The organism is Kitasatospora aureofaciens, assembly GCF_001188955.3.
Lineage (GTDB): Bacteria > Actinomycetota > Actinomycetes > Streptomycetales > Streptomycetaceae > Kitasatospora > Kitasatospora aureofaciens.
In genome coordinates, this window is sequence record NZ_JPRF03000080.1 from 1 (window position 1) to 16631 (window position 16631).

Below are 16631 nucleotides of genomic sequence, written 5' to 3' on the forward strand. Positions count from 1 at the left end.
CGGGCCTGGCGGCGGCTGCGGCTGCGCTCGGTCGCGGTGCGCCGCAGTCCGCAGTCGCTGCGCCAGGCGCTGGAGCAGGAGGCCGGGGGCGGAAGCCTGCGGCTTACAACGGGCCTGACGGCCCGTTGGACGGTGCTGACGCACCGCCAGGTGCGGGGGTGCCGGCTACGCCGTCACCGTGGGTGGTGGCCCGAGGCTGCGCCTCGGGGCCCGGCTGCGCCGGGCCGGGGGTGGCTGGGCTTATTCGCCTGCGGCGAATTGGCGGTCGGGTGGCGGCCCCTGGCGGGGCCTCACTTGTTGGAGTGTCGGGCACGGGCCTGCGGCCCGCCATGAGGAGCATTGACGATGTGACGCGAATTTCGGGTAGACGGCCCTCCCCTGCGGGGCGGTCCCGGGCGTTGACGATGTGACGCGAATTTCCGGTAGAAGGGCCCTCCCCTGACGGGGCGGGCGATACCCGTCACGACGCCGTTGACGATATGGCGTAAATCCCCGACGCCGACGCCTACCCCCGGAGCGGGGCCCCCGGGCGGGGCGTCCAGGACGGCCGGGGCTGCGCCCCGGGGCGACGTCGCCGCTGCAGCCGGCCGCTCCTGGCACCCGCCGCGGCCCTCGGCACAGGCCCCGCTGCAGACCTCGACGGGACCTGGGCGGGCCTCCGGAGCACGGCGGGGCGCAGCACCGTACAGCGGCGTCCTGACGTGCCCTTCGGCGCCTGCGGCACCGGCCCCGGCCGGGGGGCGTCAAAGATGCAAGAGCTGTCACGGACTTGACCCCCTCGCCCGCCCCCGGATCCGGAGCCCGGGGCGGTGCGCGCCACCAGCCCTCGGCCGGGCACGCGCCACCCGCTCTCGGGGCCTGGGGGCGGGGCGCAGCACGACGCCGAAAACGCACCGGCACCTTCACCGGGGAACGGCCCGGACATCACCAGGGCGTCGCCCTGGACCCGCCCTCCGAAACACCCCACAGGAACCGGCCCGACTCCCGGCAGAAATCCCCCAAACAAATCCTCCTGGAAACCGCCTTCGAACAACCCCCGAAGCCCTTATTTCGACGCTCCTATATTCCTCATGAATTCAGCCATTGACATCCCGTCAATTTTCCGTCTGCCACGGACCGTCGATCAGCCGGTGAATTCCCGCACTAGCCCTTCCAACAATCCCGGTCGCAGCACGGAACAGAACCGTCGGAGAAAACCAAGAAAGACGTCTGCATAACGCGCGGGCCTTCGGCGAGGGGTCGGGGCCTGGCGGCCCCTTGAATTGGGTTGGGGGTGTCGCCTGCGGCGCCACCGGAAAAAGGGGCGGGGGTGGGGCCTGCGGCCCCACCCGGGGGTTCCGGGGTCGGGTCCGCGGCGGCGGTGGCGCCACCGGGGTTCAGCGGCGGGCACCGGCCCGCGGGGGCCGGCGGCGCGATGCGCCGAGCAGCGCGGGGACCGGCCTGGTGGCCCGGCCGCCCCCTGCGGGAGGCGCCTCCGGGCAGCGTCCGTAGGCGGTGGTGGCCTGTAGGCCCCCGCACCGGGGGCCTACAGGGCGGCTCCCCCACCAGGGGAAAACAGCACTCCAGTGACACAGCCCCTACAGGCCAGCACCGGGGCGCAGCGGCCGCCGAGGCGCGCTGGGCCGGACATCGAGGCCGGCGGACAGCTGACGACGGCGCCGGGGCACCGCGGCGAGCGGACGAGCTGGACGTCGAGGCCGAGCCCGACGTCCACGAGCGGGCCGCCGGCGAGGACGGCGACCAGGACGGCGACCGGCCCGCCTGTCCCGGCCGACCTGTCGCGCCCTCACCACACACGGGGAGAACCGGCTCCCGCCCACGTCACAGGACACGACAGCACCTCCACGACAGGAGCACGCGACACCACGACGCGACACCCCGAACCACGGCCCCCAAGCCCCACCCGGGGACATCGACCAGCGCCGCCCGGAGACCGTCCCCAGAGGCCTCCAGGGCGCGGCCTGACAGCCACCCAGCAACAGGCCGGAGGCAGGGGCCCAGGCCCACCCCACCGACAGCCGACTCCCTGGCCGACACCGACGACCAGGAACACCAGCGACCGAAGCGACCCAAACGGACGCACCGCCGAGACGGCCCAGCCCGACGTCGACCAGCCCGGCCCCGGGGACAGCCGAACCGGAAACCAACCCGGAAAACGGGCCGACAAACACGGCCGGAACCCGGGAAACATCCCCAAAGAATTCCACCCATTGAAACCCGGCCTGGAAGCCCGGAAAAACACTCTCAAAACACGGCCGGAATCACGACCCCATCCAAACACCCCGAACCGGCCTGGCATGCCCACGGCGAACACGCACAGCAACAAAAACCAGGGCCCGCCCACACGCCGACGACCAACTCAAGGTGGTCCGACCTGTGGTCTAGACAAATCTTGCCCGCAGTGAAGCTTGCCCGATTTTAAGCGGTTTACCACGTGACTACCCAGAACAGGTCACACTCTCAGCGTCCATACCGCCGCCCTCCGCTCCCAGTTCATCTGACCAACGCTCAACACAACTGACCAACACCAGGCCAGAACGCCAGCAACACCGCCACCACCCACACAACGCCCACAGACAAGGATCGACCACCCATCTGACAACCCCAGCTCAGACGCACAACCACCGGTCACAACCAACGAGCGCGGACAGCTATTTGACGCCCACCAACACCAGGAGGTCACACCTGCGGCCCCTCGACGGGAGGAGCTTGGCGTGCAGCACGCGGTCCTCCCACCACGGATCGTCTGGAGTGGAGACCAGGGCGGCCACCAGCTCGCGCTTGGTCGGGGCGGGCAGCACCAACGGACCCAAGTCCTTGATGGCGCGGACCTGTTCGCACTGCGGGCACTCCAGCCGATCCGGGCCGGCCTTCTCCCGCAGCTCCAGTTTCGAGCCCTCCTTCCCCCCGCCGAGCGAGCCCTGGCACGTCCAGCACGGGCGCAGCGCGGCGTTGGCCGTACGGGGGATCTGGGCGCGTGCTGTTGGTCGACAGGACGGGAAAAGCAGAAGGCAGGGCGCGGGAAGGAGGGAACTGCCTTCGGGTCCTGCTGTTCTCCGCGAGGCTGGGGCCATGGTTCCCGGGATCTTGCGTGTGTCTCCGTTCACCAGGGAGACGACCTACTCGCTCGTTGGCCGGGTCGCCGCCCGCTACGGCCTGAATGAAGCCGCTCTGCTGACGCACTGGCAGTGGCGCGGCCACCGGCCGCGGCACGAGGGCGGGGCGCTGCGGGCGGATGCCGAGGTGGTGCTGGATGCGGCCGGACGGCGGGTACTGGCCGACTTGTGCGGGGTCGGCGAGGAGGTGCTGGGGCGGGCGTTGCCGGCATGGGGACTGGAGGACGAGAAACTGGCCACACGGACGGGCGAGGGCGGCCCTGGGGCGGTGTGGCGGGTGGGCGGTGCGGTGGTGGGACCGGTGGCGTTCGGGTGCCGGTCGTGCGCGGGCCGGCGGGCCGGGGCGCCGGTGCGGGTGGTGCGGTACGCGCAGCGGTGGGAACGGGTGTGTGCGCGGCACGGGCGGTGGCTGCTGGACGCGGACGCGGACCAGGCGCTGGAGTTCCTGGACCTGCGGGGCCTGCCGGAAGTCGTCGAGGCGCAGCGGCGGTGGGCGGGGGTGGTTCGGCGTGCGGTGCGGGCGGGGGTGGGGCCCGGGGAGGTGTTCTCGGTGGCGTGGGCGGTGGTGTGCCGGTGGTGGGATCAGGCGTTGGAGTGGCCGGATGAGCGGGTGTGGCCCGCGCGGCTGCACGCCCTGGCGGGCGGGGACGCGGGCGGGGATTTCTGGCGGTGGCGGGCGCTGGTGCGGGACGCGGCCGTCTTCCCGGAGGTGGTGGAGGTCGCCGCCTCGCTGCTGGACCCGGTGATGGCCGAGTTGGTCTGGCGGGACAGCGGGGCCGGGCGGCCTCGGGCACTGCCAGCGGACGGAACGTTCTGCCGGCGGCTGGGCGAGCGGGTGGGACGCCCATGGCTGGGGCCGCTGGCCGCGGTCGACTACGGCGGGCCGCTGATCGCCTGGATGGGAGCGGTGATCCGCCGACGCCGCGGCGTGGCCGTGCCGCCCGGCCACCGGGACGGTCTGTGGTGGGTGCGCCAGGAGCTCCAGCCGCCGAGCATGGCCGCGCAGCTGCGGGCGCTGACGAAGGAGACGAGGCTGCCGGGATCGGGGACGGCGTGGCGCTCGGCGGTAGCGCCCGAGCGTCGCATGCTGATCAACAACTTGCTGGACGACGCGCAGGAGCAGCTGATCCAGCTGCGCGGGGCGCAGCGGGGCAGCAGTGCGGAGGCCGCCGAGCGTCTGTTGAAGGGCCTGGGCTACAGCATCGGCCGGCTGCAGGAGGCGGCGCGGGAGACGGTGGAGGGCGCGTTGGAGGCCGGGGTGCGGCCCGAGGATGTCGCCGTGTGGGTGGGGATGTCCCCGGGCGCGCTCGCCGGGTTGCTTGGGGCTGGTGGCGAGCCGGCGCGGCAGATCGAGGTCTGACGGGTCGTTGAGCCTGGGACAGTCCTGACGTGGAGCAGCGCCGTGGGAGTGATCCGGGGCTTGCGGTCGGTGGTGACGTGCGGGGCCTGGGTGAGAACGCGGGTGGGGCGTGGAGTGCTCTACCGCACCAGGTCACAGGGCGGGGTGGGAACAGGGAAAGCCGTCCGCGCGGGCGTGTGTGGCGGGTTGGCTGAGAACCGTGAGCGGCGTGGACGGTTGGGCCGGGGCGGATGGATCAGCGGGCCCGGCGGATGTGTTGGACGTGGATGGGCGGGCGGGGTTCGAGGCGGTGTTCCTCGACCCGGTCGGCCAGGAGGTGCGGCAGCGGTGGGAGGACGCCTGCGTGGCGGTGGCGTTCGAGAACCTGGCGCCGGTGTCCGCGTTCCCGGTCGTACCGGGGCGCAGGTGGGGGCCGGGGCTGTGGTGGTCGGCGACCACCGGGCGGCACGTGGCGTCCGGGTCGAACGCGATGCGAGCCCGGCTGATGGTCCTGGACCGCGACCCGCAGGTGACAGGGCTGGCGGGGCGGCCGGTGCGGCTGGTGTGGCGCGATCGACGGGGCAGGGTGCGCTCGTGGGTGCCGCAGCTGTTCGCCCGGTACGCGGACGGCACCGCCCTGGTGGCCGACTGTCCGGGTCATGCGGAGGCGGGCGGTGAGCGGGCACTGCGCGCTGAGCAGGCGGCCCGCGCGGCATGTGATCTGGTCGGCTGGCGCTATCGGCGCCTGGAGCCGTTGGATGCGGTGTTCGCGGCGAACCTGAGGTGGCTGGCCGGCTATCGCCATCCCCGCTACCGGGGCCGCCCCGGGGTCGGAGACGCGTTGCTGGAGGCGTTCGCGCGGCCGAGGCCGCTCCTGGAAGGCGTTCAGGCGCTCGGCACCCCGATGACGGTTCTGCCCGCCGTCTTCCATGCCCTGTGGCACGGCTGGTTGGCGGTCTCGTTGGAACGCCCGCTGCACCAGGGCGTCCTCGTCGGTCCGGGATCCGTCCGGGCCATGGCCGGGAGCAGCGGGATGGGGACGGCCGGGGTAGCCGACGACTGTGGCGGGGGTGGGATGTGAGCGCGGCACCGCGGCGGCGTGGCGGGCGTCAGGTGCTGGCGGTCGGCGGACAGGTCCGCTTCCGGGGATTGCGCTGGCAGGTCGTCGGCCTGGCCGGCCAGCGCGTCCACCTGGTTGCCGACGAGGGGGAGGAAGTGGTGCTGGCCGGGCACCTGTTCGCCGACCCCACGTTCTCCCTCATCGGCCCCGAGGCCGGCGGGAAGGCGGAGGCGGCACCGCAGTGGGGCCTGTTCGAGACCGCCCCGGCGCCGGCCAGGGAACGGGCGCTCGCGTGGCGTCGCCACATCCGCGAGGTCGAGACCGGCCACCCAGACGGGGCCGATGCGGGCTATGTGGTGCACGAGCGCTACGACCCCGAGCGGTACACCCTCGCCGAGCGCGAGCAGGCCAAGGCCGAGGAGCTCACCGCGCTCGGCTTCGGGAAGGTCAGCCGCTCCACAGTGCAGAAAATGCGGCTGGACTACCGCAAGCAGGGTCTGTGGGGGCTGGTCGACCACCGCACCACTCGCGCACCGAGCCTCGCGGGGCGCACGGACGAGCGGGTGGTGGCCGCGGTGAAGGAGGCGATCCGGCGTCGGCGCGGCCGCTCCAAGGGCACGGTCAAGGCCCTGTTGCCGGCGGCGGCCAGAATCCTGGCCGAGCGGCACGGGGACGCGGTGGCGATGTGCTCGCAGGCCACCTTCTACCGGCTGGTCGCCGCCCTCACCGACCCGCGCGAGGACAACCACGGCCGCGGAGACGGTGTCCCCGGGCCCGGGCAGGGGCGGGCGTTCACCCCGACCGTCGCGCTGCGCCCGGGCGAGCAGGTGCAGGTCGACACCACCCGCCTGGACGTCCTCGCGGTCTTCGACGACGCCACCCTGGGCCGGCCCGAGCTGACGATCGCCGTCGACGTCGCCACCCGCGCCATCCTCGCCACCGTCCTGCGCCCGGCCAGCACCAAGGCCGTCGACGCCGCCCTGCTGCTCGCTGAGATGGCCGTCCCCCACCCCGCCAGGCCCACCTGGCCCGACGTCCTGCGCTTCGCCCGCTCCTCCATCCCCCACCGGGAGGAACTGCTGACGACCGACGAACGCCTGCACGGCGCCGCGGCACGGCCCGTGGTGGTACCGGAGACGATCGTCGTCGACCGCGGCAAGATCTACCTCTCCGAGACGTTCACCGCCGCCTGCCAGAGTCTCGGGGTCAGCGTCCAGCCCGCCCCGCCGCGCGCCCCGACCGCGAAGGGCATCGTCGAGCGCACCTTCGGCTCCATCAACACCCTGCTGTGGCAGCACCTGCCCGGCTACACCGGCTCCAACATCCTCGAGCGCGGCCACGACGTCGAACAGCACGCCTGCTACAGCGTCGCCCAGCTGCAGGACCTCCTCGACGAATGGCTCGTCCACTGGCACCACCGCCCCCACCACGGGCTGCGCCACCCCGTGCTGCCCAAGACACGGCTGACACCCATGGAGATGTGGGGCGCGCTGACCGCCGTCTGCGGGTACGTGCCGGTCCCGTTGACCGGGCGGGACTACCTGGAGCTGCTGCCCGTGCGCTGGCTCACCATCAGCGACCACGGCATCCGCCTCGAGCAGCGCACCTACGACCACGACCTCCTCGGCCCCCACCGCGGCCAGCCCTCCCCCATCGCCGCACGGGGCGGCCGATGGGAGGTCCACCACAACCCCCACGACCTGCGCCAGATCTGGGTCCGCCTGCCCGGCTGGGACGACCTGGTCGAGATCCCGTGGATCCACCGCGACCACGTCCACCAGCCCTTCGACGACCGCACCTGGGACCACCTGCGCACCACCGCCCTACGCCGAGGCGACCACCACCAGTACGAAGCCGACCTCGCCCAGGCCCTCGACGACCTCCAACGCCGCAGCAGCGCCGGCCACGCCACCCGCACCGAACAGGCCCTCCTCACCCGCGCCATGCCCGCCCGCATCCCCCACCCCACCAGAACCGGCGACGACACGGCGCACCCGGCACAGCCGGGGCGGGAAGACCGCGCGGGCCCGCCAAGGCGGCAGGGCGCGGCCGGACGAACCACGCACCGCCCCAGCGCCGGGGGCGGTGCAGGCGCGTGCGGCGCAGGAACGGACGGCTGGGAGGACATCGAGAGCCTGGACGCCCTGGACACCGAACCCGACACCGGCCAGTGGCCCGACGACGAGGACGACGGCGACAGCGACAGCTGGACCGACGAGTGGGGCGGCGAGCAGCCCGGCAGCCCCTCCCCCGCCCCGCTCTACACCGGCCTCGGCCTGTGGAACGCTCACCAGGAAGCCGAACGATGGTGACCACCCACCACCACACCCCCGCGCCAGACGGCCACCACCCCCGCACCGAACCGGCAGCGGCCACGGCAAGCCGAAACCGGGCGCAGCACGGCCGTGCCGCAGCGTTGCGCGGCCGTACCGGGGCGCAGCGGCGCCGGCCGCGCCACCGCGCGCTCCCCGAAGCCGCCGAGGCCGGGCGCGCGGCGTCCGGCCAGAGCCCGCACACCGGCGAACGGGGCCGGGTCGGATCCGGAGCCAAGGCCGGTGACTCGCTGGCCGTCGCCACACCTCACCGAGGTCCGGCGCGCACCGGGGAAACGGGGCACCGGCGATGAACAGCACCGGCCCCAACACCCCCGGCACCACGCACGCCACAGCCGCCGGGGCGGCGCCGGCGGAGTCGGCGCCGTACGCGGTCGACACCTGGCACGGCTTCCAGACCTTCGCCACCACCCCCGCACCCGCACCACCCGCGCCCGGGGAACCAGAGCGCAGCGTCGAGGAGCGCCTGGCCTACCACTCCGCGTTCGTCACCGTCCGCACTCCCGCCATCGACACCCTCGCGCTCAGCATGCGGCGTCTGATGCTCCTCGGCAGGTATCAGCGCACCACCGCCCGCCCCAGCCTGATCCTCACCGGGCCCGCCGCCACCGGGAAGACCACCGCCCTGCTCGAAGTCGGCCGCACCTGCCACCTCGCCCACACGCGCCGGCACCCCGCCCCACCCGGGAACGGGCAGCCGGCCGTGCCCGTCGCATACGTCCTCGTGCCGCCCGGGGCGAGCGCCAAGACCCTGACCGCGGGCTTCGCTCGCTACCTCGGCATCCCCGTCACCGCCCGCATGACCCAGGCGCAGCTGATGCAGGCCGTCTGCCATACCTACAACACCGCCGGTGTGCGTCTGGTGCTGATCGACGAGATCCACCGCCTCAACCCCCGCACCACCACCGGCGCCGAAGCCGCCGACCTCCTCAAGGACCTCACCGAACGCATCGGCGCCACGTTCGTCTACGCCGGCATCGACGTCACCACCACCGCCCTGTTCACCGGGGTCCGCGGCGCGCAACTCGCCGCCCGCGCCAGCCTCGTCGAAACCGGCGCCCTACCCGCCCGCCTCGGCAACCGCCGCCCATTCACCGACCTCGTCACCGACCTCGAGAACGCCCTCGACCTCCAACGCCACCGGCCAGGCACCCTTCCCCGCCACGCCCCCTACCTCCACCAGCGCACCGCCGGACGCATCGGCAGCCTCGCCCGCCTCATCCGCGAAGCCGCCCTGACCGCGATCCTCGACGGCACCGAGAAGATCACCAAAACCACCCTCGATGGCGTACGCCTGGACCACCAAGCAGAAACCCACCCCACACCCCGCCCCCGCGCCCGCAGGCAGGCCCGGTGAAGGCAGAGACACTCGCGACCGAGACCAGCTGAGAAACCCTCAGAAACAGTGAGAACACCACCCGGGACGGCCGGGGCCAGCCCGCCCGCACCCGAGATGAGCCGAGAACACCCCAAGATCAATGAGAACCAGAAACCGACAAACGCCCAAACCCCCTCAAGAACACCCCACCTGACCAGGCAAAACAGCCCTGACCAGCCAAAACGCCATCCCCGCCATTACGACACACAACGACCTTCAACACTGAAGATCAAACCCACCCAACCCCCAATACCCCCAGCCCACAGCGACCGCCCAACACCCCAGAACCCCGCCCACCCGTTCTCACCACACCCACAAAACCCCAGCCCACACACCACCCCACACCCCAACTACACCCCCCTCAAACCTCACCTCCGCAGGCCTGACGCCCCGTGCCGGGGCGAGGCAGGGACGGGGCCGTCGAAGATGCAAGAGCTGTCACCGACCCGGCCCCCGCACCACCCCCGGGAATCCGGCCGGGGCACCCCCCGGAAAACAGCCACCGAACCGTCACACCCCACCCCGTCAAAAAGCCCCAGGCACGGCGCAGCACAGGGCGCAGCGCGGGGCGCGGCACGGGCCCCCTGAAACGCGCGGGGATGTCACCGTGAACCGGTCTCGGACGTCACCTGGCAGACGCGCGGGAAAGAGGCTGGACATACACCCCGGCATCCGGTCCTAAACCCCACCGTCAGCACCTGGAATCCCGCTCCTAATGTCACAACGACCACCACCCCGCTACCCGCTCCTACCGGCCAACAATGACCGGTCCCGGCACCCTCCCAAACCCCGAGACCCAACACGACGAAAACAACCAAGACAGGCACCGGAAAACAGGCGGGCCTTCGGCGATGGCCGGGGCCTGACGGCCCCTCGGAAAACGGCTGGGGGTGTCGCCTGCGGCGCCACCGAGAAACAGGGGCGGCCGGTATTCGGGTGGGGCCCGGAGGCCCCGGCGCCGAGGTCGTCCCGGAGGCGCCTGCGGCACCCCGGGCGCAGGTGCCGGCCAGACCCGCGACGGGGGCGCAGCCACCCTTCCCGAGGGCCGGCGGCGCACCCGCCTCCCGGACGGCGGCCTGACGGCCCCCCACACCCGGTGCCCGGGGCCCGGGGCCCGGGCACCGAGACGACGGGACGGCGGCCAGGACGGCGGCGAGATGACTGCGGGCAGCGGCCACCACCCGGCTCCATACGACGCGCGAGGCATCAACCGACGACATCGACCAGGCGCAGCGACCCAAGCGACCCGCACCGCCACCGACGGCCCCGGACGGCCTGGACGGCACCCGGACGACGGTGGGCCGGGCGCGCATCCATGGCACGCGCGAGGCACCCAACATCGCCGGCCGGGCTCCGCCGACGGCGGCCCCGGGCGGGCGCTGCCCTACAGGCCACACAGCCCCACAGGCCGCCCTACAGACAAGCGCCCCTACCAGGGCGAACACGGGCCCTGCCTCACAACCCCCACAGGGCATACCGGACAAGAAGGGCATGCCCGGCTCACAGAACCCACACCCAACCCCACAACCCCACAACCAGGTTCACCACGGCTGTCGCGCCCACCTCGCGCCCCCACCACACACAAACGACGGCCGGAGCAGGGCACAGCACCACACAGCGGCGCCCCGGACAGCGGGCACGGCAACCCCCAGCAACGGCCGCCAGGGGCGGGATACGGCAGGGACAAAGACGGCGGCCGACCGACCGGTGTCGGCGTACAGGTTGGCGTGCACAGCCAGGTACGGCCGAACGTGCACAACTGGTCGTATCGGTATGGCTGGCAGATCACCCCGAGATCGACGCGGGTCGGACGCATGGATCGCTTGTCCGAGATCAGGTTTGTGCTGCCGCGTGAGTGACTGTGCTACTCGACGCGGAACCCGCCGTGAGCCTCGGCGCGCCGCAGGTAGTCGATCCACTCATCCCAGCGCGAGTCCTCGGCCATCGTCCCGGCCTTGGCGGATTCGGGCTGACCTTCAAGAGCGATCAGGGCCGCACGGATTTCCGCAGGCGTCACCAACCAGCCGTCATTGCCATGGCCGATCTTGTACTCGGGAATGCCGGTCGGCTGCTCGGCCTGCCACTCGACTGCGGCCGCCTGGGCGGCCAGGTAGGCGCGCACGGGCTCCGGCCACTCAGGCGCCCCAGGGCGCTGCGCTGCGTAGACCTCAGCCATCGTCAGCCCGAAATCCTCCAGGCGTGGCCACGGCGCTTCATGGTCGTGCGACAGCATTCCCAGACGATCCATGGCCGCCTTCGCGGGGCCCATGCTCCACGCGTTGAAGCGGTAGTCGGGATCACCCGCTCCGTCCGGCTGCTCGATGGTCATGTCCCAGCCCACTCGACGCCACTCCTCAATCTGTCCAGTCGGAGAGCCAGCGCCGAGCACGAAGGCGCCGTGGTGCCGCTGGCAGGGACACCCGAAGATCCCGGCGCCACAGTAGGACAGGCAGGATGGCGTTGTCGCGCTCGTTAAAGGGGCCGTGCCCACCTTCCTAGCGCACAACCTCAGCCGATGGCAGCGGCACATGGTCGGCCACGGCCGGGGACCGGGCGGGCCGCCTACCTGTGCACATCCGGGTGTACCTGGCTGTGCACGTCACTCTGTACGCCGACACCCGGCCACCACCAAGCTTGATGGCACGCGCGAGGCATCCAACCACCTCCCGGACAAGCCCCCGACTCCCGACCTGACAGGATCACAACCCGGTGCGCGTCACAAACCATTGCCCGTGACGCGCACCAACCGCCCCCCGAAAAGACCCGCGCCGGAAACCCCGCAGAAAACCGCCGCTAAAACACGCCCGAACCCCGAAGAAAAACACCCTCAGGAACACCCGGAAATCCCCCGCCGCCAACGCCCCACTCCGATCCCGTGGCATGCTCACGGCGAACACACACAGCAACCGAAACCAGCCCCACCACCCCGACCAAAACAGGGGCGCGGCCACCACAGGACCGCCTCGACACTGGTCCAACCAAACCCGGCAAAATCCCCAAAATACCCCATGAACGCCAACCAACCCACCAACAGGTCACACCCCGAGAAGCACAGCAGCAGGCCCAAGCCACAGGCCAGCACCCGGGCGCAGCTCGCCGACGCGGCCGGCGAGCTGCGTCGCCCTGCCAAGTTCATTGTGCTGATCTTCATCTCGATCCTGCGGGCCACCGCCGTGTGGCTGCCATCCGGGGCCTGCGGTAGGTCAGTGCTCCCAGTAGTCGAGGTCGGGCAGCCGGACCCAGGTGTCGGCGGGGCCGGTGACGGCGCGGGCGCTGGTGGGTCGGAGTCCCGCGAAGGCGCAGGCGTAGGCGACGGCGTGATGGCGGTAGAGATAGCTGGCCAGGACCTCCTCAGGGGTGTCGTCAGGGAGGGGGCCGCCGCCGGGGTGGAGGTCCCATCCTTCTACGGTGCTGTTGCGGACGATGCTGCCCTGGTTGCCGCTCTTGGGGTTGGCGTAGAGGCCGTAGCCGAACGTACCGGTGGTCAGGCGGGTCATCGCACCCGGGGTGGACGGGGTGTAGCCCCAGGGCTGGGTGACGATGCAGCCGCCAGGAACGGTCGTGACGCCGGCGATGAGCAGGCTCTCGTCCATGTCGTACTCGTATGGGTCGTCGAGGAAGTCCGCCACGAACTCCTCGTCCACCGGCGTCGCGTCCAGGCGGCGGATCGCCTCGGCGGCGTCGATGTCGGCGATGCAAGCGAGGCCGGTGCCCTCGTAATGGAAACGGCCCAGGGCCTCGACGAGTTGCCGACCGCGCTGGATGGTGGCCTGCTCGGCTGCCGTCAGGCCGGGTTCTTGGTCGGGGACAGGGAACAGGTCGGGGACCGGCCCGGCCAGGGCGAGGCGGCCCGGCGACCAGCCGCCAAGCTGGGGCCGCCAGGGATCGGCACCGGCGGCCACGAGGGCCCGGGCATTGTCCGGTTGGTCCTCCATGACTGCCCCCCACAGCGCCGTCGTCCCGTACTCCAGCGCGTCCACGTTCGAAACACGGCCCGCCAGTTCGGCCACCACCTCGGGAGAGCCGATCTCTGCCGCCCGGTGCAGAGGGCGCCCCCCGCCCCATGCATCCGGGTCCGCGCCTGCGTTGAGCCGCGCGCGGATGTCGCCGTGGTCTCGCCAGCTTTCCCAGGTCACACCGGCCCAGCCCGTCATCGTGCCTCCCCGTCCTCTCCGCACCAGCGCGGGTGTCATCCCCTCCGCACACGGTCGCATGCGGGTCCGACAGCCGTCGTTCCGAAGTCGATCCGGTCCGCGCCGAGCCGGTCGGCCGGGTGGCTGTTGCGACGTCAGGAGCGCCGGACAGTCGCCGTGTGGGCCCTGGCAATCCGCGCCAGCGGGGCGGCGGCCGGGCGCCACGACGGCGAGGAACTCGGCCGAACACCGTCCGGAGTCCAGGACGACCGCCTCTCCGCCCGCCCGTACGGCCCGCTCTCCAACTGGCCGCCTTTGCTTGCCGACCACAGGGCCCATGTACTCGCCGTTTGGCTCTCCAGCTCATGGGATGTCTGTCAAGTCGCGGCCAGGGGCTCGCACCTTGTTATGCAGGCGATCTGCAAGAACGAGTCGAGCTATAGCCCTCCTGGGTATCGGACTGGCGGCGCGCGAAGAGAATTGCTCCGAGCGGGCTCTCAGCTGAGCTGAGCGTCATCTGCGCCTCGACCGCGAAGCCGGCATCGTCGAGCCAGGCGGCCACCTGGCCAGGCTGACGGCGATGGACGTAGGTCTTCATCGGGTGGCCGCCGTAGCCCTGCGTCTTCAGCCGCGACTCATCACCGACGTGGAAGCCGAGTAGCAGTGGACCACTGGGCCGCAACACTCGCCGGAAGTGCGCGAAGACTGAGCCGATCTCGTCGTCAGGGACGTGTATCAGCGAGTACCAGGCGACCAGGCCCGCCATCGAGGCGTCGGCGAGGTCGAGGTCCGTCATGGAACCGACCTCGAACCGTAGGCCGGGATGATCACGACGGGCCACCTCGATCATCGCGGGCGACAAATCGATCCCGAACGTGTCCACGCCCAGGTCACGCAGGTAGGCCGTAATCCTCCCCGACCCGCATCCCACGTCCGCGACTGGCCCCCCGCCGGTGGTCTGCACAAGGTCGGCGAACAGCGTCAGGGCCGTGCGTTCGTAGGGCGTTTGGTCCAGGAGGTCGCGCACCTGCTCCGCATAGCTGGTGGCGACGGTGTCGTAGGACGTCCGGGTGTCTGCCAACCAGCCTTCAGTGTTCATAGCCAGAAACCGTAGTTCAGTGTCCAGGGCGTGCCCCCCGCGGCTACGGTCCACGCTCGGCTGGCGGGAACTCCGGGCGCACGCGCTGGCCCTGGACGAACTGATCGGCGGGGCGCTGCACGCGGGCCAGGCGCTGCCCGGTGCCCACTGCATCGCGGCGGCCGACTTCCAGCAGCTGACCCGCGAGCTGGTCCGGTGCGCGGTGATCGCCGACCGCGAGGCCGGCGCCACCTGGGCCACGATCGGCGAGGCGCTCGGACTCAGCGCGGACGCCGCCCGCGCCCGGTACGGCAACGTCCGCCTCCTGTGGCCACCACCTGTCGGCGTACGGGTTCACGTGCCCAGCTGAGTACAGATGAACGTGCTCAGGTGCGCCCGGTCCTTACGGTCGATGTTCGTGATGGTCACCCGAGGATGGTTGTGGTGCCGGTGCCCTCCTGCGGCCTTTCGCTGAGCATGGCTGCGGCGGCCCGGCGATGAGAGGCGCGGATCAGGACTGTGAGCAGGTCCGCGAGATCAGCTGCGCCGGCCGGGTCGTCCGCGAAGCGGGTGGTCTGCAAGGGGGCGACCTGGTCCAGCCGTATTCCGTCGAGGTCCAGGACGTAGGCCAGCGCCAGCAGCGCCGAGCGGGCGTTCCCGTCCGGGAAAGGATGGAAGAAGGCTACGTCGAGGTACGCCCTGGCCGCGCGGGCAGCCACGGGAAGCGCCGGGTCCGCACTCTGGTGCAGGCAACAGGCGAAGTCCTTCCACGTGGCCGGCGTAAGCCCGTAGCGCTCACGCCCGCCTTTGGCGAAGGCGTCGCCATCCCGGAAGGTGATCTCGGATCGGCCGAGGACGAGCCGTTGCCAGCCGGCGAGCAGGGCGGGGGCCAGTGGGCGTCGGTGGGCGGCGTCGACGCGGGCCAGGGCGCTCGCGTCCAGCAACCGGTCGGCCCGCTCGGGGCACCGGTCTCGGACCGGGCCGTCGAACCAGGCCGTTAGCCCGTCGACAGCCGGTGCCAGAAGCGCCGGGCATCCGGTGCCGGCAGACGCCCAGTCGACCTCGCCCCTGACCCTGCACCAGACGGCGAGGGAGTCAGTGGTCACGGTAGGGCCGATGCCTGGTCACACCGAATGCGAGATCCTCCGCGACCGCGTCGACCGTGGTGAAGCCCGGCACGGCCCAGCTCTTGAAGCGCCCGCCGATGGCAGCTGTCACGATCTCGGCCGCCTCCTCCCCTTCCAGGCCGGCTGAGGACAGGTACCACGTCAGCACTCGCTCGCAGAGCCCGTACCAGCCGTCCTGGGCACACGTGCGGTCCACTGCCAGAGTCACCAGCCGGGTCGCCGCCCGCTGCACGTGCCAACTGCGGTCCTCCGCGTTTGCATCGGCCGCCGGAGCGAGTTCGACGAAGCGGTCGGCCAGTTCCTCGAGCCAGTCACGCCACTCCAGAAGCGAGGCCACGACGATGGCGCTGGTGGCCTCGGGGCCCTCCCGCAGCGAGTGGCTGGTGCAGCACCAGCTCTGCACGACGCCGCCACCACCGCCCTCGCCGACCGCCCAATGCCATCCGCAGGCCCACCGCCCGTACCGGCCGACCAGGAAGTCCGTGACCGGGTTGACGAAGTCGTCGAAGCTCAACGAGAAGGGGCTGCCCGAGGGAACCATGGCGCGAATCTCCCCCGTGACCAGCTCCTCTTCCTCGCTGGTCCAGGTGAAGCTGTGACGGTCGGGGTCGACGGCGGACCAGGGCAGCAGGCGCGGGATCAGGTCCCAGTTGATGGACGTGGCGATCCTCCGATGATCTGTCCGGTCGGTGCAGCCGACCGATGCTGCCAGGGCGACGCGGCCCCTGTCATCCGAATATCCAGAGGGACCCGTCCGCCGGCCGTGACCGCGGAGGACCGCTGGCCACCATGCCGAAGTTCGGCTCAGCCTCGGCAGCTCCATGGCTTAAGAAGCGATTCCCAAACCGAGGGTAGGGTCACGCTTTCCCAGGTGAGGTGTGTGGCCGCCACTCGGTAGGCACGCTCGGAGCGTCGTGTGGGTGCGGGGCGTGGTCGGAGGTGGCGGATGCCGTCGGTGCTGGGAGTGCTGGAGAGGCGCGAGCGGGTGGCGTTGGCCCGGGCGGAGGAGCTGCGGGCCGAGTTGGAGGGGCTTCAGGCCGCCGTGGCCGAGGCGGATGAGGCCGCGC

The 16631-nt window shown here is 71.6% G+C and carries 11 protein-coding genes; 5 read left to right on the forward strand and 6 right to left on the reverse strand.

The window, feature by feature from the left end; genetic code table 11:
• Nucleotides 1-2651: 2651 nt before the first annotated feature.
• Nucleotides 2652-2804, reverse strand: a complete 153-nt coding sequence (locus HS99_RS45550) for a hypothetical protein (RefSeq protein ID WP_158876681.1) — start codon at nucleotides 2802-2804, stop codon at nucleotides 2652-2654.
• Between the two features lie 289 nt (nucleotides 2805-3093).
• Between HS99_RS45550 and HS99_RS36990 the strand changes: the two genes are divergently transcribed.
• The 4 genes from HS99_RS36990 to HS99_RS41990 all read left to right on the forward strand — a co-directional run bounded on the left by HS99_RS36990 (nucleotide 3094) and on the right by HS99_RS41990 (nucleotide 9205).
• On the forward strand, nucleotides 3094-4476 hold the full coding sequence (locus HS99_RS36990) for a DNA-binding protein (RefSeq protein ID WP_232543345.1): 1383 nt from the start codon (nucleotides 3094-3096) through the stop codon (nucleotides 4474-4476).
• 262 nt (nucleotides 4477-4738) lie between these two features.
• The gene (locus tag HS99_RS36995) at nucleotides 4739-5536 is read left to right on the forward strand and encodes a TnsA-like heteromeric transposase endonuclease subunit (protein ID WP_050366197.1); all 798 of its coding nucleotides are present in this window, start codon (nucleotides 4739-4741) and stop codon (nucleotides 5534-5536) included.
• Complete coding sequence (locus HS99_RS37000; RefSeq protein ID WP_043481882.1) at nucleotides 5533-7827, forward strand: TnsB C-terminal domain-containing protein; 2295 nt, start codon at nucleotides 5533-5535, stop codon at nucleotides 7825-7827. Before HS99_RS36995 ends, HS99_RS37000 begins: the two co-directional genes overlap by 4 nt.
• Nucleotides 7828-8137: 310 nt before the next feature.
• A complete protein-coding gene (locus HS99_RS41990) occupies nucleotides 8138-9205 on the forward strand; it encodes a TniB family NTP-binding protein (protein ID WP_078968692.1) in 1068 nt (355 codons plus the stop codon).
• A 1885-nt stretch (nucleotides 9206-11090) separates the two neighbouring features.
• On the opposite strand, the gene HS99_RS37010 is transcribed toward HS99_RS41990, so the two are convergent.
• From HS99_RS37010 to HS99_RS37020, 3 genes are all read right to left on the reverse strand, one after another.
• Entirely contained in the window at nucleotides 11091-11555 is a 465-nt protein-coding gene (locus HS99_RS37010; RefSeq protein WP_141763891.1) for a hypothetical protein, read from the reverse strand.
• An 874-nt stretch (nucleotides 11556-12429) separates the two neighbouring features.
• On the reverse strand, nucleotides 12430-13236 hold the full coding sequence (locus tag HS99_RS37015; protein WP_305953136.1) for an ankyrin repeat domain-containing protein: 807 nt from the start codon (nucleotides 13234-13236) through the stop codon (nucleotides 12430-12432).
• Nucleotides 13237-13765: 529 nt separating this feature from the next.
• Complete coding sequence (locus HS99_RS37020) at nucleotides 13766-14458, reverse strand: class I SAM-dependent DNA methyltransferase (RefSeq protein ID WP_046386402.1); 693 nt, start codon at nucleotides 14456-14458, stop codon at nucleotides 13766-13768.
• A 19-nt stretch (nucleotides 14459-14477) separates the two neighbouring features.
• Here HS99_RS37020 and HS99_RS37025 point away from each other — a divergent pair, with 19 nt between their 5' ends.
• Nucleotides 14478-14807 (forward strand): hypothetical protein, encoded by a 330-nt coding sequence (locus HS99_RS37025; RefSeq protein ID WP_030558327.1) that lies wholly within the window; start codon nucleotides 14478-14480, stop codon nucleotides 14805-14807.
• 55 nt (nucleotides 14808-14862) lie between these two features.
• On the opposite strand, the gene HS99_RS37030 is transcribed toward HS99_RS37025, so the two are convergent.
• Together HS99_RS37030 and HS99_RS44375 are read right to left on the reverse strand one after the other, a co-directional pair.
• Nucleotides 14863-15543, reverse strand: a complete 681-nt coding sequence (locus HS99_RS37030; RefSeq protein ID WP_050366190.1) for a Fic family protein — start codon at nucleotides 15541-15543, stop codon at nucleotides 14863-14865.
• Complete coding sequence (locus HS99_RS44375) at nucleotides 15533-16387, reverse strand: hypothetical protein (protein WP_050366191.1); 855 nt, start codon at nucleotides 16385-16387, stop codon at nucleotides 15533-15535. Before HS99_RS44375 ends, HS99_RS37030 begins: the two co-directional genes overlap by 11 nt.
• Between the last annotated feature and the right edge of the window lie 244 nt (nucleotides 16388-16631).